The sequence below is a fragment of the Mucilaginibacter conchicola genome (assembly GCF_003432115.1).
In the GTDB taxonomy this organism is placed as follows: domain Bacteria; phylum Bacteroidota; class Bacteroidia; order Sphingobacteriales; family Sphingobacteriaceae; genus Mucilaginibacter; species Mucilaginibacter conchicola.
This window is the reverse complement of sequence record NZ_QWDC01000001.1, coordinates 1,718,914-1,739,795: the sequence shown is the minus strand read 5'-3', so window position 1 is coordinate 1,739,795 and position 20,882 is coordinate 1,718,914. Positions and strand designations below refer to the sequence as shown.

General features: G+C 42.2%; 19 protein-coding genes and 6 tRNA genes. 23 read left to right on the top strand and 2 right to left on the bottom strand.

Annotation, left to right across the window (positions count from 1 at the left end; translation table 11 throughout):
* Window positions 1-129 precede the first annotated feature (129 nt).
* Together D0C36_RS07780 and D0C36_RS07775 are read right to left on the bottom strand one after the other, a co-directional pair.
* A complete protein-coding gene (locus D0C36_RS07780; RefSeq protein ID WP_117390974.1) occupies window positions 130-1,506 on the bottom strand; it encodes a serine hydrolase domain-containing protein in 1,377 nt (458 codons plus the stop codon).
* 120 nt (window positions 1,507-1,626) lie between these two features.
* Entirely contained in the window at window positions 1,627-4,803 is a 3,177-nt protein-coding gene (locus D0C36_RS07775; RefSeq protein WP_117390973.1) for a glycosyltransferase family 117 protein, read from the bottom strand.
* Window positions 4,804-5,018: 215 nt separating this feature from the next.
* Here D0C36_RS07775 and D0C36_RS07770 point away from each other — a divergent pair.
* The 23 genes from D0C36_RS07770 to rplL all read left to right on the top strand — a co-directional run bounded on the left by D0C36_RS07770 (window position 5,019) and on the right by rplL (window position 20,680).
* Window positions 5,019-5,089: transfer RNA gene (locus D0C36_RS07770), tRNA-Gln, on the top strand.
* A gap of 141 nt (window positions 5,090-5,230) precedes the next feature.
* Entirely contained in the window at window positions 5,231-6,175 is a 945-nt protein-coding gene (locus D0C36_RS07765) for a ribose-phosphate pyrophosphokinase (protein ID WP_117390972.1), read from the top strand.
* Window positions 6,176-6,308: 133 nt separating this feature from the next.
* A complete protein-coding gene (locus D0C36_RS07760) occupies window positions 6,309-6,887 on the top strand; it encodes a 50S ribosomal protein L25/general stress protein Ctc (RefSeq protein ID WP_117390971.1) in 579 nt (192 codons plus the stop codon).
* 379 nt (window positions 6,888-7,266) lie between these two features.
* On the top strand, window positions 7,267-7,827 hold the full coding sequence (gene pth / locus D0C36_RS07755; protein WP_117391399.1) for an aminoacyl-tRNA hydrolase: 561 nt from the start codon (window positions 7,267-7,269) through the stop codon (window positions 7,825-7,827).
* An 89-nt stretch (window positions 7,828-7,916) separates the two neighbouring features.
* Complete coding sequence (locus tag D0C36_RS07750; RefSeq protein ID WP_117390970.1) at window positions 7,917-10,334, top strand: TonB-dependent receptor domain-containing protein; 2,418 nt, start codon at window positions 7,917-7,919, stop codon at window positions 10,332-10,334.
* A 12-nt stretch (window positions 10,335-10,346) separates the two neighbouring features.
* A complete protein-coding gene (locus D0C36_RS07745; RefSeq protein ID WP_117390969.1) occupies window positions 10,347-10,691 on the top strand; it encodes a Spx/MgsR family RNA polymerase-binding regulatory protein in 345 nt (114 codons plus the stop codon).
* Between the two features lie 128 nt (window positions 10,692-10,819).
* Entirely contained in the window at window positions 10,820-12,790 is a 1,971-nt protein-coding gene (locus D0C36_RS07740; RefSeq protein WP_117390968.1) for a M1 family metallopeptidase, read from the top strand.
* A gap of 107 nt (window positions 12,791-12,897) precedes the next feature.
* Window positions 12,898-13,593: a carboxypeptidase-like regulatory domain-containing protein gene (locus D0C36_RS07735; RefSeq protein WP_117390967.1), complete on the top strand. Its 696-nt coding sequence runs from the start codon at window positions 12,898-12,900 to the stop codon at window positions 13,591-13,593.
* Between the two features lie 192 nt (window positions 13,594-13,785).
* Window positions 13,786-13,977, top strand: coding sequence for a 30S ribosomal protein S21 (gene rpsU, locus D0C36_RS07730; RefSeq protein WP_022833144.1), 192 nt, complete (start codon window positions 13,786-13,788; stop codon window positions 13,975-13,977).
* A gap of 93 nt (window positions 13,978-14,070) precedes the next feature.
* Window positions 14,071-14,985 carry a tyrosine-type recombinase/integrase gene (locus D0C36_RS07725; RefSeq protein WP_117390966.1) on the top strand — a complete coding sequence of 305 codons (915 nt, stop codon included), beginning with the start codon at window positions 14,071-14,073 and terminating at the stop codon, window positions 14,983-14,985.
* A 12-nt stretch (window positions 14,986-14,997) separates the two neighbouring features.
* Complete coding sequence (gene hpf / locus D0C36_RS07720) at window positions 14,998-15,345, top strand: ribosome hibernation-promoting factor, HPF/YfiA family (protein ID WP_117390965.1); 348 nt, start codon at window positions 14,998-15,000, stop codon at window positions 15,343-15,345.
* 234 nt (window positions 15,346-15,579) lie between these two features.
* A tRNA-Thr gene (locus tag D0C36_RS07715) sits at window positions 15,580-15,652 on the top strand.
* Window positions 15,653-15,718: 66 nt separating this feature from the next.
* Window positions 15,719-15,799, top strand: a tRNA-Tyr gene (locus tag D0C36_RS07710).
* Window positions 15,800-15,902: 103 nt separating this feature from the next.
* A tRNA-Gly gene (locus tag D0C36_RS07705) sits at window positions 15,903-15,975 on the top strand.
* Between the two features lie 87 nt (window positions 15,976-16,062).
* Window positions 16,063-16,134: transfer RNA gene (locus tag D0C36_RS07700), tRNA-Thr, on the top strand.
* 57 nt (window positions 16,135-16,191) lie between these two features.
* On the top strand, window positions 16,192-17,379 hold the full coding sequence (tuf, locus tag D0C36_RS07695) for an elongation factor Tu (protein WP_117390964.1): 1,188 nt from the start codon (window positions 16,192-16,194) through the stop codon (window positions 17,377-17,379).
* Between the two features lie 124 nt (window positions 17,380-17,503).
* A tRNA-Trp gene (locus D0C36_RS07690) sits at window positions 17,504-17,574 on the top strand.
* Between the two features lie 19 nt (window positions 17,575-17,593).
* Window positions 17,594-17,788 (top strand): preprotein translocase subunit SecE, encoded by a 195-nt coding sequence (secE, locus tag D0C36_RS07685; RefSeq protein ID WP_117390963.1) that lies wholly within the window; start codon window positions 17,594-17,596, stop codon window positions 17,786-17,788.
* A 16-nt stretch (window positions 17,789-17,804) separates the two neighbouring features.
* On the top strand, window positions 17,805-18,347 hold the full coding sequence (gene nusG, locus D0C36_RS07680; protein ID WP_117390962.1) for a transcription termination/antitermination protein NusG: 543 nt from the start codon (window positions 17,805-17,807) through the stop codon (window positions 18,345-18,347).
* Between the two features lie 197 nt (window positions 18,348-18,544).
* Window positions 18,545-18,988 (top strand): 50S ribosomal protein L11, encoded by a 444-nt coding sequence (gene rplK, locus D0C36_RS07675; RefSeq protein ID WP_117390961.1) that lies wholly within the window; start codon window positions 18,545-18,547, stop codon window positions 18,986-18,988.
* Window positions 18,989-19,011: 23 nt separating this feature from the next.
* Window positions 19,012-19,710: a 50S ribosomal protein L1 gene (rplA, locus tag D0C36_RS07670; protein WP_117390960.1), complete on the top strand. Its 699-nt coding sequence runs from the start codon at window positions 19,012-19,014 to the stop codon at window positions 19,708-19,710.
* A gap of 2 nt (window positions 19,711-19,712) precedes the next feature.
* Complete coding sequence (gene rplJ / locus D0C36_RS07665) at window positions 19,713-20,231, top strand: 50S ribosomal protein L10 (protein WP_117390959.1); 519 nt, start codon at window positions 19,713-19,715, stop codon at window positions 20,229-20,231.
* A 65-nt stretch (window positions 20,232-20,296) separates the two neighbouring features.
* The gene (rplL, locus tag D0C36_RS07660) at window positions 20,297-20,680 is read left to right on the top strand and encodes a 50S ribosomal protein L7/L12 (RefSeq protein WP_095703543.1); all 384 of its coding nucleotides are present in this window, start codon (window positions 20,297-20,299) and stop codon (window positions 20,678-20,680) included.
* Window positions 20,681-20,882 lie beyond the last annotated feature (202 nt).

Genomic DNA, 20,882 nt, shown 5'->3' with positions numbered 1-20,882 from the left:
CAAGAATACAGGAAAGCGGCAGTGATGCCGCTTTTTTTATTGGCCATTTGTCATGGTGAGCCTGTCGAACCGCTATCACGCGGATAGGTCTTCGACAACTTCATACTGACAGGTTTAATATATTTTGACCTACTTCTTCTCCAACTCCTCAATTATTTTCTTTGCCATTTCGTTGTTCGGGTCTAAAGCAACCGAGCGTTTATAATTCAGCAGGGTTTTCTCTTTATTGCCTTTAGCATTGTAGGCATCGGCCAAACTATCAAACACATTGCCCGATTGCGGGAATAGCTGCGTGTTGTATTCAAACACAGCAATAGCATCATCAATACGATTTTTGCCCTTGTAATAGTAACCTATCATGTTCAGTGACGACTCATTATCAAACCCATATTCGGCTGCGTATTTGTCTTTTAGTTTGTTATACCATGGGATTATCTCGTAACCTTTAAGGCTGTCCAGTTGCCTGGCAAAATCATTTAATATCGATTTTTTTGGCTGCTGATATGGTTTGCCGTCCAGTATGGCTTCAATGGCATGGTCAACATCATAGAGGGTGTTTTGCTTGTTGTTAGTAAGCAGTATAATGGTGCGGCCCCGGGTAGGGTAAGCGGTTAGTAATGCCTGGTAGTTAAGTGCGGTGCCATCATGCTGGTGATAGGTTAATTTATCGCCATCCATAGTACCGCCACCCAAGCCGCATTGTTTGCCCGGTGCAAACGGTGTAAGTATCTCACGGGTTGATTGCGGGCTGATGAGTTTGAAATTTTCCAATGCCTTTTCCCATTTATAGAAATCATCCAGGGTAACCGCCGTCCACCCGGTAATAGGGTATTGCATAGCAGATTGTAGCTTATAATTGTTATATGATTTCGTCATCATAGGCGTTTGTTCGCCCGGATCTACAACAGAGTTGTTCATCCCGCAGGGTTTAAGCATTTTCTCCGTCACAAAATCCGCGAAACTTTGGCCCGTTATTTTTTCGATGATCTGCCTTTGCAGTAAAGTATTGCTGTTGTTATAGGCGTATTGAGTACCCGGTTCAAAATCCAGCTTGTCGAAAGCTTTGAGGGCGGCCATGGCTTCCGCATCTGAATGCAATTCGCCCCATTTAAGGTTGGGTAAACCACTGGCATATTGAAGCAGGTTTTTGATGCTGATCTTATCCGCCCATGTAGGGAAACCACTTAAGTATTTTGACACTTTATCATCAAGCATAAGCTTGCCCTGTTCTTTCAGCATCATGATGCCCACGGCGTTAAACTCCTTGGCTATAGAACCAATATGAAAGCGATAATCTACAGTAAGTGCTTGCTTTTCGGTAGCATCGGTATAGCCAATGCCAGCTTCATAAATCACCTTGCCTTTGTCTATTACCAATACATTCCCTTTAAATACACCAATGCGGTTACTTTGGTGTATCAATGAGTCGATAGTTGAGGCTTTGTTTTGTGCTGTAGCAACAAGCGAAGCCCCCGTAAGAAAGAGGGTAAGGCAGGTGTTTTTCATGACGGTTAGAGAGAGGGATGAGGGAGAATGTTACAAATGTTTATCCTTCTCCGCCAGCCGCCAGATCAAAACGATAAAACAGGGCTAAATAAAAAAGCGGCCATTTGGCCGCTTTTAATCTTATTCAGCTTGTTCCGGTTGTCCTTGTGGTTCTTGCTGCTGTTGTTGCTGCAGCATACCCCCAAACTTGGTGCTGTAATCTTTTAATTGCGCCTCGAGCTTGGTAGCAAGCGCAGTTTGGTTGTGGTCTTTTGTAGACTGCGATAGGCTGTTCAGTAACGAAAGGCTCAACTGTATATCGCGGCCGTTAATGGTGCCCTCGTTGTTTTGGTATTGGGTATAGTTAAACTTAAGATTATCTATTACATAATCGTCAATGTCATTTACCCATTTAGTTGCTGTTGCAACATCGCCAACACGGTACAAAGCCTCTATCATATAATATTTTCGAATAGCTATCTCTGAAGAACTGATCTGCGATGGCATAACGGCATCATACTTTTGCAGGGCTTTTTTTGCCAGGTCCTGATGGCCTTCTTTAATAAGGTTATCTGCCAGGGTAGAGTACAGGCGAGCCACCAGCGGGTAAAACAGGTTCACAGATTCATGATCCAGGTACTTGGCTGTTTTAAAGTTACCGTACTTGTATTTGTTAACCATGTTGTTATACATGATCAGCGTGTTGCTGTTCTCTTGTGCCGCATGGGTGCTATCCGGTTTAAACGGCATTAAACGGTATGAGAAACCTTCACTGTACAGGTAGCGGTCTAAACCCAGCATATTGCTGCTTGGTACGGTAGTAGCAAAGTAAATAGGGCGTTTCCAGTTGTTGTGGGCAATAATATCCATCATGGCCAGGTTATCCTTGGTAACATATTTACCCGGGTAGGTCCAATCCATCTCAGGAACTATCTGATCTTTTTTATCAGCAGGTACAGCGCCCGATTTTATCACGTCCTCAGCATTAACTGTTAAACGGAAGTTTTTGGTTGGCAGGTAGTTTGCACTTTCGCCGTTGTTGTATTGCACCATCGAGTTAGGGCTATCAGATGTAAGGAAATCAAATACCTCTTTTAACTCAACAGGGCCTGCAATTTTAGCATCGTTATAGTAAAGCACATCGCGCACACCGGCTTCAAACTTTTTGTTATCCATGGTGATAGGCAACGGTGCGGACTCGTTCATTTTGCCTTTCATCTGGCGGATATACCAATCGGTACCTAAAAGGCTAAGGTTTACGATACGCACATCAGGGCGCACGCCTTCTACTTCCTGTACATACCAAAGCGGGTAAGTATCGTTATCGGCATAAGTGAACAAAATGGCATTTGGCGCACATGAGGTAAGGTAATTATAAGCCATATCGTGCGGTGTCATTTTGGTAGAACGGTCATGATCATCCCATTCCTGGCTTGCCATTAATACAGGAGCCGCCAACAAGCAAACAGTGGTAGCTATGATAGCACCTGTTTTTGCATTGATCTTTTTGCTCAGCAGGTCGGCAATCATCAACACACCTAAACCTATCCAGATGGCAAAGGCATAGAACGAGCCTGCGTAAGCATAATCACGTTCGCGTGGTTGCAAAGGGTCCTGGTTAAGATAAAGTACAATGGCTAAACCGGTAAAGAAGAACAATACTGTTACCACCCCTGCATCGCGCTGGTTGCGTTTAAAGTGATAGAATAAACCACATATACCGATAATCAATGGCAGGAAGAATAACCTGTTGTATGATTTGCTATCGGTAACGCTCTTAGGTAATTGCTTGCCAAAGTTAAAGCCGCTTATCCAGCTGCCATCAGGGCCTTGTGCGGTTTGGCCGTCCTGGTCGTTTGCACGGCCAACAAAGTTCCACAAGAAATAGCGTGTATACATTTGTGTTACCTGCCAGGTGGCAAAAAAGCCAATATTGGTAGCCATTGTTGGTTTTTCTTCGGGGCCAAGGTTGCTCCACATCCTGTAAAACTCAGGGTGTTGGTCTTTTTGGCTAAACATACGCGGAAACAGCGTATTACGGTCGTAAATAGTAGTTAGCTTTTTGCCGGCTACTTCGTATTTGGTATCACCACGGCGGTACAGGTTAGCACCCTCTTTTTGGTCGATAGGCTGTGCATCAAAGAAATTGCCATATAATAAAGGCGTTTCGCCATACTGGTCGCGGTTAAGGTAGCTATTCAAAGCAAAGGCATCCTCAGGGTCGCTGTTGTTTAGGTTGGTGCCTGCTTTTGCACGAATAACGATCATCACAAAAGAGCTGTAACCAAACAGGATGAACACTGCACAGGTAAGCACCTGGTTTAATATACTGCGGCGGGTACGTACTTTTAACACATACTCTAACAAAGCCAAAATAGCTATACCGGCAACCAAGCCAATAATGCCGGTGCTGAAACCTAATACTAAAAGGAAACATGCAATGGCTACCCACAGGTAAGTATTGTTTGCATTTAAAGTATAGATAATACCAAAGGCCAATGCACCTACCAAAAGCAGGTAAAAGATAATAGCACCGGTATTAAAGCTCATGCCCAAGGTGTTCACAAAAAACAGATCGGAGAAAGCTGCACCTTTAACCGTGAATTGGATAACGCCCCAAAGGATAACCGCAACGGTAACACAACCTAAAAGGAAATAGCCAATGGTGCCTTTAGTATCAATATTTTTAGCCCTGCGGAAGTAAATAACCAACGCGATAGCAGGTATAACCAGTAAGTTTAACAAGTGGATACCTATTGATAAGCCCATAACATAGGCAATAAAAACTATCCATTTATCAGAACGGGCCTCATCTGCATGGGCATCCCATTTCAATATGGCCCAGAAAACGATGGCCGTACACAGTGATGATTGTGCATAAACTTCGCTCTCTACAGCCGAGAACCAGAAGGTATCAGAATAAGTATAAGCCAACGCACCAACCAAACCGGCACCCATAATAAGGATGGTTTTGGTAAGGTCTATTTCTTCGTTTGCTTTGGCAACCAGCTTTTTGGCCAATGCGGTAATAGTCCAGAACAGGAACAATATAGTGGCACCGCTGGCTAAGGCCGATGCAAGGTTGGTAAAGTATGCTACCTTGGTATTATCGCCCATTGAGAGGAGCGAAAATACTTTACCTATCATGGTAAATAAAGGTGCACCAGGCTGGTGTGCCACTTGCAAACGGTAAATACAGGCTATAAACTCGCCGCAATCCCAGAAACTGGTAGAGGGCTCAAGGGTTAAGATGTAGGTAATTGAAGCAATAATACCGGCTGCCCAGCCAACGATATTGTTAATTTTATTGTAGTTCATTACTGATTATTTCAGGATACAACAGGGTTAAGCAGCCGAAATTAGTAAAAACATTATGTAATCTCCCTTAAAACCTAAAACCTTAACAATTTTTAACGGATTATGAGGCACTTACAAATTAGCTTAATATTTTTTTAAATTTTGCTTTTGACTTTTCAAAAAACGCCCTATATTTGCATTCCATTTCGGAGAGGTCAAACAAACTGAAGGGAGATTGCCTGATAGTATAATGGTAGTACGACGGTTTTTGGTACCGTTTGTCTTGGTTCGAATCCAGGTCGGGCAACTTAAGAATAATCGGATTTCTAATTTTCATTTTCGGTAACACGATTTGAAAGTAAGAAATCCGAAGTTTTTTATAGGGGTTGATACACTACGCGATTAAAGACAGAACTATTTAGAAAACTATCTTAATCTATAAATCAAAATGCCTTTACAGTTTAATACAGTTAAGCTATTTGCAGGATCGGGATCAACCGAGATTGCTAAAAACATTGCCGCATCATACGGTAAAGATCTTGGCCAGGTAGCCATTTCGCGTTTCAGCGATGGTGAGTACCAACCGCATTTTGATGAATCTGTTCGTGGTTGCGACGTTTTTATCATCCAGTCTACCAACCCGCCTACCGATAATTTAATGGAACTGTTAATGATGGTTGATGCCGCACGCCGTGCATCAGCACACTACATCACTGCAGTAATCCCTTATTTTGGTTTGGCCAGGCAGGACAGGAAAGACAAGCCACGTGTGGCCATCGGTTCAAAATTGGTAGCTAACCTGCTGGTTGCAGCAGGTATCCACCGTATCATGACGATGGATTTGCACGCAGCGCAGATACAGGCGTTTTTTGATGTACCGGTAGATCACCTTGATGCTTCTATCATATTTGTACCTTATATCAAAAGCCTTGGTTTAGAAAACCTCACCATTGCATCGCCGGATATGGGTGGCTCGTACAGGGCGCGTAACTTTGCCAAGTATTTTAATGCTGAGGTAGTAATTTGCGATAAACGCCGCAAGCGTGCCAACGAGATAGAGAGCATGACCGTTATTGGTGATGTAACTGATCAGGACATTGTGTTGATAGATGATATTGTTGATACTGCGGGTACATTGGCAAAAGCAGCAGCGTTAATTATGGAGCGTGGTGCACGTTCGGTAAGGGCGGTTTGTACGCACCCTGTATTATCAGGCAAAGCGTATGAAACTATCGAGAACTCGGCTTTAACTGAGTTGATTGTTACCGATACCATCCCGCTTAAACAGGCAAGCAGCAAAATAAGAGTATTATCAACTGCCGAACTGTTTGCCAAAGCAATAATGAATGTAAACGAGCATGGTTCAATAAGCCAGCTGTTTAAAGTAGAATAATAAAGAGCTTATAGTTAATGGTTGATGGTTCATAGCCGGATACCCGAGATAAGCTGATAAAGATATTCGTGAAGATTAGGCCATGAACTATGATCTATAAACCACGGACTTAACAAATAAATTATATAAATAAATGAAATCAATTGCTATTAGCGGTTCTCCAAGAGAGAACGTAGGGAAAAGAGACGCTAAAGAACTGCGTTACCAGGGCTTAGTGCCTGCAGTACTTTACGGTGGTGCTACCCAGACCCACTTTGCAGTGTCCGCAGCTGATTTGAGAGCCGTAATTTACACTCCGGTTGTTCATTTCATCGACATTGAAGTTGCAGGTAAAAAAACACAGGCTATCATTAAAGATGCACAATTCCATCCTTTAACTGAGCAGCTTTTACACATCGACTTTTTACAGTTAGATGAGAACAAACCAGTAACTATCGAGATCCCTGTTAAATTAACCGGTACATCTCCTGGTGTTAAAGTGGGTGGTAAATTAGTTCAGAAATTACGCAAACTGCGCGTTAAAGCTCTTCCGAAAGATCACTTAGATAACATCGAAGTGAGCATCGAGTCGTTAGAGGTTGGTAAATCAGTACGTGTTAGCGACATTAAAGTTGATAACCTTACTATCACCAACGCACAAGAAGATACTATCGTTTCGGTAACTACTTCACGTGCGCTACGTCAGGCAGAACAAGAAAACAGAGGCAAGTAATTGCCCTTTGTTCCCCAAAAGGGAATGAAAAGAAAAGCGGTGACATTTGTCATCGCTTTTTTTTGTGTAGCCCTTATTTCTTGTTATGTGACCGAAGCTAAAACATCATGTCATTTCGAACGAGCGGGAGCGAGGAGAAATCCTGTTATTAATGTTAAGCTCACCGCTTGTCTTATCTAACAAGATTTCTCGTCGCCCACACGCAAAGCCCACCGCTTCTGCTCGCTCGAAATGACATTTTGTTTTTAGCGGACCCTGTAGAAGAGTTTGAGAGAGACTCCGTTTTTTTATTAATTTGCGCACTAAAATAATTATGGGTATAAAACCCTATTTCAGTAAATATCTTAAAAAAGTACCCCCTTCAGGGGGCGGAGGGGGCATGAAATATTTGATCGTCGGTTTGGGTAATATTGGTCCGGAGTATGCAGACACACGCCATAACATTGGTTTTATGGTGCTGGATGAGTATGCTAAACAGGAGAATGTCAAATTCCATAACATGCGCCTGGCCTATTATACCGAGGTGAGCCACAAAGGGCGTACCCTTCACCTGATAAAACCTACCACCTACATGAACTTGAGTGGTAAGGCCCTTAACCATTGGATGAAGGAACTGAAGATCCCCGTACAAAATGTATTGGTAATTGTAGATGACCTTGCTTTGCCATTAGGTACCCTGCGCCTTAAACCCAAAGGAAGTGCTGCCGGCCATAATGGCTTAAGAAACATTGAGGCTGTTTTGGGTAATAATGAATATGCACGTCTTCGTTTCGGCATCAGCGACAACTATCCCAAAGGCCGCCAGGTTGACTACGTGCTGGGTGGCTTTGATGACGATGAGAAACCGGAATTGCCGGCGCTGATAGATAGGTCGATAGAGATGGTAAAAAGCTTTGCCACAATAGGTACCGAGCTTACCATGACAAAATTTAATAAATAACATTTTTGTTACACAATAAATCTTAAAAAGGGGAGTTTTTGGGTGCAACATACGTGTATCTTCGCGCGTCTTGTAACCTAAATCACTAAATGAAAAAACTCCTTCTGGCGGTTCTGCTAAACTGCCTGTGTGTTACCTTATCACTTGCTCAATCTCCTGTACAAAATATTTCAGTAAAAGGCCTGGTTATCGATTCTGCAGTTAATAAGCCCCTTGGCTTTGTTACCGTGGCTTTAACAGATGCTGCCAGCAATGCTCCTGTAAAAAGTATGCTCAGTAAGGACGATGGTACTTTTGAAATAACCGGCCTTGCCCAAAAGCCATACAAGCTGGCTTTGGTTTATATGGGCTATGCTACTAAAGTGATAGAGATACCCACCGATAAAAAAGTGGTTGATATTGGCCGCGTATTATTGGCGCCTACACATAATCAATTAAAAGAAGTATCGGTAGTGGCAACCAAACCGCTGATGAAGCAAGAGGTTGACCGCCTGAGCTACGATGTACAAGCCGACCCTGAGGCCAAAGTTGTTACCGCACTGGATATGATCCGCAAGGTGCCATTGCTTTCTGTAGACGGTAATGATAACATTAAACTGCGCGGAAGCGGTAATTATAAGATCCTGTTAAACGGTAAAGAATCTGCTTTGATGGCCCGAAACCCATCAGATATATTAAAAGCCATGCCGGGTACCAATATCATCAAAATAGAGGTGATCACTACGCCGCCGGCTAAGTACGATGCCGAAGGTTTGGCAGGCATCATCAACATCATTACCCAAAAAAAAGGAGATGAGGGGTACAATGGTTCTTTTAATACAAACTACCACACCGTATGGGGGCCGCGTGCTAACCTTAACTTTACGGTTAAGAAAGGCAAGTTCGGCGTTACGGGTTATACCGGCGTAGGCCATCGCCCAAAACGCCCTACTAAGTTTTACAACAGGAATGATTTTTTAGAACAGCCCCAGAATGCATCAGTAGAACAGGACGGCGACAGATTTAGCACGGGTAACAACCATTACTTTAGTACCGAACTAAGTTTTGAGGCCGATACGCTTAACCTGTTCACCGGTACGTTCAACTATTACCGTAATGGTATGGAGAACGGCTCTACCCAAAATACTACCGAAGTAAATGGTAGCGATACCACAAGGTACACTGCTACAAACGATGGTAACTCGGTTTATAAAGGCTTTGATTTTGGTTTGAACTACCAGTTGGGTTTCAAAAACAATAAAGACCAGTTGCTTACTGCATCTTATAAATACAGCGATAACAGCAGCAATACGTTAACCATGGTAGTACCGGGTAATTCTACCCCATTTCGCCAGATAAACCTGCCGGGTGGTAAAGAACATACTACCCAGTTAGATTATGTACAGCCCTTTAAAAAGCTGAACATTGAGGCAGGCGGTAAAATGATCAACCGAATCAATTACAGTAAGTTCCATACCGACCTGAGGAATACAGACGGCGATTATATTGATAACAGCGGCCAGATAAATGATTTCGACTATCATCAGAATATCTACAGCGCCTACAACTCCTATACTTTAAAGTTTGAGAAATGGACGTTTAAGGCAGGCGCCAGATACGAGCGCACCGAGATCGATGCCAACTTTAAGACCGTAACTAATGGTGCGCAAACCAATACGCCCTTAGATCAATCGTTCACTAATGTGGTGCCGTCGTTCTCAATGCAGCGCTCGTTGAAAAACAGCAGCCTTACGTTTGGTTTTACGCAGCGCATCCAGCGCCCCGGTATATGGCAGCTGAACCCTTTTGTGGATAGTACCAACGTGAAATTCATCAGTAGAGGTAACCCGGAGTTGCGCCCGGCGGTTAATAATAACTTTGAACTGGGCTACAGTAATTTTGCCAAGGGGTCGCTTAACATCAGCCTAAGCTACTCTTTTGCTAATAATACCGTGCAAAATTTAACCAGTGTTGAGGGTACCGTTACCACCACTACTTACGCTAACGTAGGTAAGAACAAAAACCTTGGGTTGGATGTGAACTGGCAATATCCTATTACGCCAAAGTTTAATGTAAATGTTAACGCCGAGATAATGCGCGTATGGCTTAATGGTACTTTCAATAACGAGTTTTTAACCAACAAAGGTTATCAGGGCCACGTGTTCACCAACGGTAATTACAAGTTTGATAATGGTTTTCGCGTAGGTGCAAACGTTGGTTTCGATAGCCGTTACGTAATGCTGCAGGGGATAGATAATTATTACCTGGGTTACGGCTTTAATGCTTCAAAAGAGATGCTGAATAAAAAGTTAAACATTTCATTGTATGTGAACGGGCCTTTCAGTAAATACATTAAGCTCGATTTCCGCACCCGTACAAATTCGTTTGATAACATCACTTACAACTACCAAAACTTTAGAGCATTTAGTTTGGGCTTAAACTATAAGTTTGGCTCGCTGAGCGCCTCCATCAAGAAAAATCAACGCGGAATTAATAATGATGATGCAACAGGCGGTGCTAAAAATTAATAATTTAGCCGCATGAAAGTATACGGTATAACCAATTGCAATACGGTAAAAAAAGCCTTAGACTGGTTTAAGGCCAACAACGTGGCTTATGAGTTTCATGATTTTAAAAAGCTAGGCATCAGCCGCGAAAAGTTGGAGGAGTGGGATGCCAAAGCAGGGTACGAAAAATTCCTGAACAAACAGGGCCTTACCTGGAAACAGCTTGACCCCGCCGTTAAAGAAGGCGTTAAAACCAAGGATGACGCGCTTAAACTACTGCAAGAGAAAACCAGCATGATCAAACGCCCGGTTATTGAAAAGGATGATTTCCTGTTCTTTGGCTTTGATGAAGGTGTTTACAACAATGAGTTGAAATAAATAACCCGTCTATAAAAGGCTGTTCATCAGCCTTAAGGTAAATTACTTATTACACTATTATTTGGTAAGTATATGCAATAGTATATTGTGTATACTTGCTTTTGTTTTTACTAAATCATTAAAATACTATGAAACTGAAACTAATTGCCGGCAGCATGCTGGCTGTTTTGGCAATAAGTGGTGTTGCTAATGCTCAACAAGCTCCCGCAAGCAACTATAACTACCACGATGCATTTGCGCCTTTCTTTTATACCAAAAACGGATCTGAATTTCGCGCAGCCGATGGCCAGCCCGGCCCAAAATACTGGCAAAACCGTGCCGATTATCAACTATCAGCAAAACTTAACGACCAAACCAACGAGGTTGTAGGTTCTGAGGTATTAAATTATACTAATAACAGCCCGCAAAAACTGGATTTCCTGTGGATGCAGTTAGATCAGAACTTGTTTAAACAAGGCTCTCGTGGCGAAGCCATCATCCCGCCGGCGGGTAGCCGTAACGGTGGCCGTGGCGATCTGTCGCAAGGTGGTTATACTATTAAATCGGTAAAACTTTCCGGTGCTAAAGGTGCAGCAGGTGCCGATCTTAAATACATTATTAACGATACCCGCATGCAGGTTTTCTTGCCGCAGGGTGTTGCGGCAAACGGTGGTCAGGTTAAACTGACTATCGAATATTCATTTGTGGTGCCTAACTACGGTTCAGACCGTACCGGTATCCAGGATACTAAAAACGGGAAGATCTATACCGTTGCCCAGTGGTATCCGCGCATGTACGTGTATGATGATGTACAAGGCTGGAACATGCTGCCGTACACCGGCCCGGGCGAGTTTTACCTGGAGTACGGCGACTTTGACCTAAGCATTACTGCGCCTGCAAACCACATCGTGGTAGCATCGGGCGAGTTGCAAAACCCGCAGGAAGTTTACACACCTGAGCAAATTAAACGTTGGGATGCTGCTGAAAAAAGCGAACAAACTGTAGTTATCCGCTCAGCATCAGAAGTTACCAGCGCGGCATCACGCCCGGCGGGTAAAAAAGAACTCACCTGGCATTTTAAGATAAAAAATGCGCGTGATGCTTCATGGGCATCATCGGCTTCATTTATTGTTGATGCAGCAAAAATGGACCTGCCAAGCGGTAAAAAATCAACAGCAATATCAGCCTATCCGGTTGAGAGTGATGGTAATAATGCCTGGGGCCGCTCTACCGAGTACGTGAAAAAATCTATCGAGTATAACTCACAAAAATGGTTTGAGTATCCTTACCCTGCAGCAACCGCAGTAGCCGGTGTTGTTGGTGGTATGGAGTACCCTGGTATTGTTTTCTGTAGCTGGAGAGCAAAATCAAAAGACCTTTGGGGGGTTAACGACCACGAGTTTGGCCATACCTGGTTCCCGATGATTGTAGGCTCAAACGAGCGCCTTTATGGTTGGATGGACGAAGGTTTTAATACCTTCATCAATACCTTAACTACCGCCGATTTCAACAAAGGCGAGTATGCAGGCAAAAAACAAGATATGCAAAAGATAGGCGCGTTCTTAACCCGCCCGGATCTTGAAACGGTAATGAGCGCCCCTGCAGATCTCAAGGAGCAAAACACAGGCTTATTATTATACTTTAAACCGGGCATGGGCTTAACCATGTTGCGCGAGGAGATATTAGGCCCCGAGCGTTTTGACCTTGCTTTCCGCACTTATGTTGCACGCTGGGCATTTAAACATCCTACTCCTGATGACTTTTTCCGTACCATGGAGAACGTTGGCGGTGAGAGCCTGCAATGGTTCTGGAGAGGTTGGTTTGTAAACAACTGGAGACTGGATGTTGGCGTTCGTGATGTAAAATATGTGAACAACGACCCATCAAAAGGTGCTCTCATCACATTGGATAACCTGGATAAAATGGCGTTCCCTACCACGCTTGAAGTGAAAACTGCAAGCGGTAAAGTACAGCGCTTAAAACTGCCTGTTGAGATATGGGAACGTAACACCAGCTTTGTTGCCAAATTCCCTTCAACCGAAGAGATCGTATCAGTAACGGTTGACCCTGATAAGACATCGCCAGATTACAACTCAGATAATAACGTCTGGAAAAAGTAATATCATTTTAAAAACCCGGTTAATACCGGGTTTTTTTATGCGCAGAAGTGTTTATTTGCAAACCTTTATAAACTTGCAAAGGTTAATATATTGCTAACATTACCGTTATGAAGAAGATATTCTCCCTGATTGCCACCTTTACCGTATTAGCGCAACTTGCATCAGCACAAAACCAATTAAAAGGAACGGTGTATGAAAGTGGCCACAACAACCGCCTCGATAATGTATTTATACGAGACATTAACACCAAGCAGGTGACAATAACGGATAAGAACGGAAATTTTGAGATCAGCACGGCTACAGGGCATACCCTTGTATTCAACTCGCCGGGTTATACGGCTGATACTTTATATGTGATAGACATGCGACCAAAGCGCATTGAGATGGCCACCCAGATGATAAAACTAAGCGAGGTGAACGTAACCGCTACCCGCCCGTCTTTTGACCCGCGTAAAGAGTATCCTGAGGTTTATGAGAAGAGCAAGGTATATGTGCTATCGCCATCAACATGGTTTAGCAGCGAGGGCAAGCGTGCCCGCCGGTTGAAACACTATTTCCAGACCGAGGCAGAGCAACGTGCAATAGATGCTGCATTTAGCCCGGCTTATGTGGGTAGCATTGTGCCATTAAAAGGAATAGAGCTGGAGAATTTTATGACCTTGTACAGGCCTAACTACAAATTTTTGCGTAGCAACAACCGCGAATCAATGGCAGCTTATATAAATGATAGCTACAAAAAATATATGGCCCTGCCTGCAGATAAACGCGTACCGCAAGCTTTGAAAGCTACGGCGGCAGAGTAGTATCATACTATGCTCTCGTCATCCCAAACTTGTTTCGGGATCCTATCAGCAAGGTATTGAACTTAGCAAGTGAGATGCTGAAAGAAATTCAGCATAACGAATTTACTGCTTCAAAAAAATATAATTTATTGTATTTCAATATTAAAACATTTTTTCTACCTTTGACGTCCCTGAAAGGAGGTATTTGGGATTATGATCATTATCAACGTAAAAGACGGAGAATCATTAGATAAGGCATTAAAACGCTTTAAAAAGAAATTCGAGAAAACTGGTGTATTAAGAGAGCTACGCAGTCGTCAAGCTTTCGAAAAGAAATCTGTTACTCGCAGACACGTGGTTAAACACGCTATCTACAAACAAGGTTTAAACCAGGAAACTGTTTAATTCTTATCACCCGATAAAGAATTTCACAAATTTCTTGTCAGCATAAAAAAACTATTTGTACATTCAATTTACTTGGGTGTTCAAATAGTTTTTATGTTTTTAGGCGATTTCATACAATATATCCGTAACGAGAAAAGATACTCGCCCCACACCGTTACAGCGTACGAGACCGACCTGCAGCAATTCCTGCATTATTTGAATCCGCCGCAGGAAGAACCCACCACCAAACATCCGGCTGAGATAAGCTATCATGACATCCGTAACTGGATGGTGCAGCAAATGGATGCAGGTATTGGCCCGCGTTCTATCAACCGCAAACTGGCTACTCTGCGTAAATACTTTAAATATCTGCTGCAACGTGGCGAGGTTACTGCTAACCCCACTGCAAAGATCATCGCACCTAAAATAACTAAGGGTTTACCCGTGGTTGTTGAGGCTGATAAAATGACAGCTTTGCTTGATGGTAAAATAAAGAAAGATGATAAGCCGGTATTCACTGACGACTTTGCCGGCCTGCGCGATAAACTGATCATTGAAATGCTTTTTGGTACCGGCATGCGTTTGGCAGAGTTGTTGGGCTTAAAAGATGAGGATATTGATACCCGCGATAAAACCATAAAGGTATTAGGTAAACGCAACAAACAGAGGATAATACCGCTTAATAACGAGCTATTGGCACTTATTGACCAATACCGGGAGGCTAAGAAAAGTGAAAATTTTGATAACAATTCCTTAACCTTTATCGTTACAAATAAAGGAGCGGATGCGTATCCGAAGCTTATTTATTTAACCGTGCAAAGGTATCTGGCTTATATATCAACACAGGATAAAAAAAGCCCGCACGTGCTAAGGCACACTTTTGCAACAAGCCTGTTAAATAAGGGCGCGGATCTTAATGCTATTAAGGAACTGCTGGGGCATGCTAACTTAAGTGCCACGCAGGTGTACACGCATAATTCTGTTGAGAGACTTAAATCGATTTATAAACAAGCCCATCCAAAGGCGTAAAAAGGAGGAAAAATGAAAATTACAGTGCAATCAATTCATTTCACCGCAGATCAGAAATTACTGGATTTTATACAGAAGAAAGCAGACAAGCTGGAGACGTTTTTTGACAAAATAGTAAGCGGCGAAGTTTATTTAAAACTGGAGAACGTAGAGGATGAGGCTAACAAAATATCGGAGATAAAGCTAACGCTGCCGGGCTTGCAGATGTTTGCAAAAGAGAAATGCAAGACCTTTGAAGAGGCCACCGACCTGGCGGTTGAGAGCCTGAGGAAGCAAATTGATAAATACAAAACAAAAAAATCTATTGCTGCCGAAGCTGCTAAAAATGCAGCGCTTGTTTCGGAAGAGGATGATTTTTAAGTAGATATGAGAACGAAAATTTCGTTAAGATCGGCGGGCCAAAAGCCTGCCGATTTTTTTTGCAAAAATATTTTGCAGGGGTATATTTTTTTGTAGATTTGCAATCCCTTTCGGAGAGGTCTTAAACACACCGCATAAAGCCAAAGGGTGGTTCTTTTAAAAGAGAATAAAATAAAAGCAAATTAAATTTGCGCTTCAACTATTCCGGTAAAACAGGATAGGAGAAATAAATAAGCCTCCTTAGCTCAGCTGGTAGAGCAACTGACTTGTAATCAGTAGGTCATTGGTTCGATTCCGATAGGGGGCTCAGTTTATTTCGGAAGTGTGTTACTTAGCTTCCAATTGAGTATCATAATTTCCGAAATTAAACGATGGGGAGGTACCAGAGCGGTCAAATGGGACGGACTGTAAATCCGTTGCTTCGGCTACGAAGGTTCGAATCCTTCTCTCCCCACATTTTTGAATGAGTGAATTTTTGAATTATTGAATGAGTGATTGACTTTAAGTTGATTAGCAAAATTCAATAATTCACTAACTCGCTCATTCACTAATTAAAAGCGGAAGTAGCTCAGTTGGTAGAGCGATAGCCTTCCAAGCTATAGGTCGCGAGTTCGAACCTCGTCTTCCGCTCTTAAAAAGAAGTTGGCAGTAAGCGGTTCGCAGTAAGCAGTTGGTAACTGCAAACTTAAAACTGGTAACTGCAAGCTTAAAAAACAAGCCGACGTAGCTCAGGGGTAGAGCACTTCCTTGGTAAGGAAGAGGTCATGGGTTCAAATCCCATTGTTGGCTCAGGTACTTTAAATAGTATTAATTAAGAATAAATTAACCTACAAACAAAAATAGATCATGGCAAAAGAAAAATTTGACCGCAGTAAACCGCACTTAAACATCGGTACAATCGGTCACGTTGACCACGGTAAAACAACCCTTACCGCAGCTATCACTAAAGTATTAGCTGACGCAGGTTTATCAGAAGCGCGTTCATTCGATTCAATTGACTCTGCTCCTGAAGAAAAAGAGCGTGGTATTACTATCAATACTGCTCACGTTGAGTACTCAACTGCTAACCGTCACTACGCACACGTTGACTGTCCAGGTCACGCTGACTATGTAAAAAACATGGTTACTGGTGCTGCTCAAATGGATGGTGCTATCATCGTGGTTGCTGCTACTGATGGTCCAATGCCACAAACTCGCGAGCACATCCTTTTGGCTCGTCAGGTAGGTGTACCTGCACTTGTAGTATTCATGAACAAAGTTGACATGGTTGACGACCCAGAGTTGTTAGAGCTTGTTGAGATGGAAGTTCGTGAGTTATTATCATTCTACGAGTTCCCGGGTGATGATATCCCAGTTATCCAAGGTTCTGCTCTTGGTGGCTTAAATGCTGATCCAAAATGGGTTGGTAAAATTATGGAGTTGATGGATGCTGTAGATAGCTACATCCCAATCCCTCCACGTTTGACAGATCTTCCATTCTTGATGCCAGTTGAGGACGTATTCTCAATCACTGGTCGTGGTACAGTAGCAACTGGCCGTATCGAGCGTGGTGTGATCAACTCTGGTGATCCAGTAGATATTTTAGGTATGGGTGCTGAGAACTTGAAATCAACCGTAACTGGTGTTGAGATGTTCCGTAAGATCCTTGACCGTGGTGAAGCTGGTGACAACGTAGGTTTATTGTTACGTGGTATTGAGAAAACTGATATCCGTCGTGGTATGGTTATCTGTAAACCAGGTTCAGTAACTCCTCACACAGATTTCAAAGCAGAAGTTTACGTATTATCAAAAGCAGAAGGTGGCCGTCACACTCCATTCTTCAACAAATACCGTCCACAATTCTATTTCCGTACCACAGACGTAACAGGTGAGATTTCACTTGCTGAAGGTGTAGAAATGGTTATGCCAGGTGATAACGTTACAATTACAGTAAAATTGATCAACGCTATTGCAATGGAAAAAGGTCTGCGTTTCGCTATCCGTGAAGGTGGTAGAACCGTAGGTGCTGGTCAGGTAACTGAAATATTAGCATAATCCAAAATACCCTTAAACGGGTAGCTAACGGTTAATTTTTGTGTAAAGTACCGGGGCTATTGTCTCGGTACTTTATTCACAATAAGCAAAACATATAAATTTCTGGTAACAGAAGTTTACATACACGGGAATAGTTCAACGGTAGAATAGAGGTCTCCAAAACCTTTGATCAGGGTTCGAATCCTTGTTCCCGTGCTTTAAGCGAATAGATAAAATGGCAGGCGTAGCTGAATATATTAAAGAATCATACATCGAGTTGACCGAGAAAGTAACCTGGCCAACCTGGAGAGAGCTGCAAAGCAGCGCTGTATTGGTATTGGTTGCGGCATTAATTATTGCCCTGGTTATCTTTGGTATGGATCAGATAATCGGCTATTTGCTTAACCAGTTTTATACTTCACTAACCTAATTATAAGTTTAAGTAGATGAGTGATCAATTAAAATGGTACGTAGTTAGGGCTATTAGTGGTAAAGAAAAGAAGGTAAAACAATATATAGATGCGGAAGTAAGCAGGTTGGGTATTACTCATCTTGTGCCGCAGGTTTTAATACCTACTGAGAAATATTACCAGATGCGTGATGGAAAGAAGATCGCTAAAGAGCGTAACTACTTTCCGGGATATGTATTAATGGAAGCAGCGTTGGATGGTGAGCTTGAGCACGTTATCAAGAACATCAACAGCGTTATTGGCTTTTTGGGCGATAAGGCAGGTAATGCTATCCCATTGCGCCAGGCTGAGGTTAACCGCATTTTAGGTAAGGTTGACGAGATGACTACCCAGGCCGAAACAATGAATGTGCCTTATTACGTTGGCGAGAACGTTAAAGTAATGGACGGCCCTTTCAACGGTTTCAGCGGTGTTATTGAAGAAGTTAACGAAGAGAAAAAGAAACTGAAAGTAATGGTAAAGATATTTGGGCGCCGTACGCCGCTTGAATTGAATTACATGCAGGTAGAGAAAGAATAGATGGGAGATATGAGATTTTAGATGTGAGACATCGAAAAGTCAAAATGATCCGGTCTAACAATAATATAAAAATATACAGGTTTGTATAGATGGTTAGGAGAGTCTCAAATCTCATATCTAACATCTCAAATCTTAAGATCTTAAATGTTACTTAGCTTCCACTTACTAACATTGAGTTATAATAAAGTAAATTAAAAATGGCAAAAGAAGTCGGTGCGTTAGTAAAACTACAAGTAAAAGGCGGCGCGGCAAATCCATCTCCACCAATTGGCCCAGCATTGGGTGCAAAAGGTGTGAACATTATGGAGTTTTGCAAGCAGTTTAATGCACGTACCCAGGATCGTCCTGGTAAAGTGTTACCTGTGGTTATTACTGTGTACGTAGACAAGTCATTCGATTTTATCATCAAAACTCCACCGGTTGCAATCCAACTGTTGGAAGTTACTGGTTTAAAAAGTGGTTCAGCAGAACCTAACCGTAAAAAAGTTGCCAATGTAAATTGGGAACAGGTTGAAACCATTGCAAAAGATAAAATGACTGATTTGAATGCTTTCACAGTAGAATCAGCCATGAAAATGGTGGCAGGTACTGCCCGCAGTATGGGGATCACCGTTAGCGGTACAGCTCCCTGGAACAATTAATTTATACAAATCAGTTTAAGACAGTGGCAAGATTAACAAAAAATCAAAAAGCGGCACTCTCCAAAATTGAGGCGAACAAAACTTACACATTGCAAGATGCGTCAGCTTTGGTTAAGGAATTAACCAACACAAAGTTTGATTCATCAGTAGATATTGATGTACGTTTAGGCGTTGACCCACGTAAAGCCAATCAAATGGTACGTGGTATTGCAACCCTTCCTCATGGAACCGGTAAAACTGTACGTGTATTAGTACTTTGTACTCCTGATAAGGAACAAGAGGCTAAAGACGCAGGTGCAGATTTCGTAGGTTTGGATGATTATATTGCCAAGATTGAAGGCGGTTGGACTGATGTTGATATTATCATCACTATGCCAAGTGTTATGGCTAAAGTAGGACGTTTGGGCCGTGTTTTAGGTCCGCGTAACTTAATGCCTAACCCTAAATCAGGTACAGTTACTACAGAAGTAGGTAAAGCTGTAACTGAGGTAAAAGGTGGTAAAATTGACTTCAAGGTTGACAAAACCGGTATCATCCACACTTCAATAGGAAAAGCATCTTTCTCTGCTGAGAAAATTTATGAGAATGCATTAGAAGTATTGCAGGTTATCTCTAAATTAAAACCATCAGCAGCAAAGGGCACATACTTTAAGAGTATACACATCTCTTCAACAATGTCGCCAGGAATTACAATTGAAACTAAATCAGTAGCGGGGATCTAATCATGAATAAAGAAGAAAAACACGACCTTGTTCTTGCCCTTACTGAGCAGATTAAAGAGTATGGTAACTTTTATATTACCGATACAGCTGATCTTACGGTTGCAAAAGTAAATTCTATCCGTCGTCAGTGCTTTGAAAATGAGATCACCATGCAAGTAGCTAAAAACAGCTTGATCAAAAAAGCTATGGAAGCTGCAGGTGGCGATTTCGCTGGAATTTATGATGTGCTTAAAGGTTCTTCATCAATCCTTTTCTCTAAATCAGCAACAGCTCCGGCTAAGTTGATCAAGAAATTGAGAAAAACAGGTGATAAACCAGTTTTAAAAGCAGCTTACATTGATTCAGCTATTTTCATCGGCGACAATCAGTTAGATACCTTAACTAAGCTTAAATCTAAGGAGCAACTGATAGGCGAGATCGTTGGCTTACTGCAATCACCGGCTAAGAACGTTGTTTCTGCTCTACAATCAGGCGGAAGCATTATTGCAGGTGTTGTAAAAACATTACAAGAAAGAGGTTAATCCAAACACCTTTAAAAGTTTGGACATTAAAAAACAAAGTATTAAAAGTAAAAATTTAAAATAAAATGGCAGATTTAAAAGCCTTTGCTGAACAGTTGGTTAACTTAACAGTAAAAGAAGTAAACGAATTAGCTCAAATCTTGAAAGACGAGTATGGCATTGAGCCAGCTGCTGCAGCTGTTGCTGTTGCTGCTCCTGCAGGTGACGGCGGTGACGCTGCTCCAGCTGCTGCTGAGCAAACTGCATTTGACGTAATCCTGAAAGAAGCAGGTGGTCAGAAATTAGCAGTTGTTAAATTAGTAAAAGACTTAACTGGTCTTGGTCTTAAAGAAGCTAAAGATTTAGTAGACGGCGCTCCAAAAGAATTGAAAGCTGGCGTTTCTAAAGAAGAAGCTGAGTCTCTGAAAAAACAATTAGAGGAAGCCGGAGCAGTAGTTGAGGTTAAATAATTTAACCCACCGCACAAAATAGCATCAGACTCCGACCATTTTTGGTCGGGGTCTATTGCTGTTTATATACGTCATATAGATTTGAGACATTAGATCTGAGATTTGAGACCGCTTCGGTAATCAAATATTCAAGCCGGTTTCAGTTCGTCTCAAATCTCATATCTCAGTTCTAAAATCTACAAATAGGTTTAATAAATTAAAA

What these genes read in the sequence shown, in the direction of transcription:
- rplJ (WP_117390959.1), top strand. Translation starts at nt 19,713, where the DNA reads ATGAATAAAGAAGAAAAACACGACCTTGTTCTTGCCCTTACTGAGCAG.
- D0C36_RS07725 (WP_117390966.1), top strand. Translation starts at nt 14,071, where the DNA reads ATGTTTTTAGGCGATTTCATACAATATATCCGTAACGAGAAAAGATAC.
- D0C36_RS07745 (WP_117390969.1), top strand. Translation starts at nt 10,347, where the DNA reads ATGAAAGTATACGGTATAACCAATTGCAATACGGTAAAAAAAGCCTTA.
- pth (WP_117391399.1), top strand. Translation starts at nt 7,267, where the DNA reads ATGAAATATTTGATCGTCGGTTTGGGTAATATTGGTCCGGAGTATGCA.
- D0C36_RS07740 (WP_117390968.1), top strand. Translation starts at nt 10,820, where the DNA reads ATGAAACTGAAACTAATTGCCGGCAGCATGCTGGCTGTTTTGGCAATA.
- D0C36_RS07750 (WP_117390970.1), top strand. Translation starts at nt 7,917, where the DNA reads ATGAAAAAACTCCTTCTGGCGGTTCTGCTAAACTGCCTGTGTGTTACC.
- rplL (WP_095703543.1), top strand. Translation starts at nt 20,297, where the DNA reads ATGGCAGATTTAAAAGCCTTTGCTGAACAGTTGGTTAACTTAACAGTA.
- secE (WP_117390963.1), top strand. Translation starts at nt 17,594, where the DNA reads ATGGCAGGCGTAGCTGAATATATTAAAGAATCATACATCGAGTTGACC.
- D0C36_RS07765 (WP_117390972.1), top strand. Translation starts at nt 5,231, where the DNA reads ATGCCTTTACAGTTTAATACAGTTAAGCTATTTGCAGGATCGGGATCA.
- tuf (WP_117390964.1), top strand. Translation starts at nt 16,192, where the DNA reads ATGGCAAAAGAAAAATTTGACCGCAGTAAACCGCACTTAAACATCGGT.
- nusG (WP_117390962.1), top strand. Translation starts at nt 17,805, where the DNA reads ATGAGTGATCAATTAAAATGGTACGTAGTTAGGGCTATTAGTGGTAAA.
- D0C36_RS07760 (WP_117390971.1), top strand. Translation starts at nt 6,309, where the DNA reads ATGAAATCAATTGCTATTAGCGGTTCTCCAAGAGAGAACGTAGGGAAA.
- D0C36_RS07735 (WP_117390967.1), top strand. Translation starts at nt 12,898, where the DNA reads ATGAAGAAGATATTCTCCCTGATTGCCACCTTTACCGTATTAGCGCAA.
- rpsU (WP_022833144.1), top strand. Translation starts at nt 13,786, where the DNA reads ATGATCATTATCAACGTAAAAGACGGAGAATCATTAGATAAGGCATTA.
- rplK (WP_117390961.1), top strand. Translation starts at nt 18,545, where the DNA reads ATGGCAAAAGAAGTCGGTGCGTTAGTAAAACTACAAGTAAAAGGCGGC.
- D0C36_RS07780 (WP_117390974.1), bottom strand. Translation starts at nt 1,506, where the DNA reads ATGAAAAACACCTGCCTTACCCTCTTTCTTACGGGGGCTTCGCTTGTT.
- D0C36_RS07775 (WP_117390973.1), bottom strand. Translation starts at nt 4,803, where the DNA reads ATGAACTACAATAAAATTAACAATATCGTTGGCTGGGCAGCCGGTATT.
- hpf (WP_117390965.1), top strand. Translation starts at nt 14,998, where the DNA reads ATGAAAATTACAGTGCAATCAATTCATTTCACCGCAGATCAGAAATTA.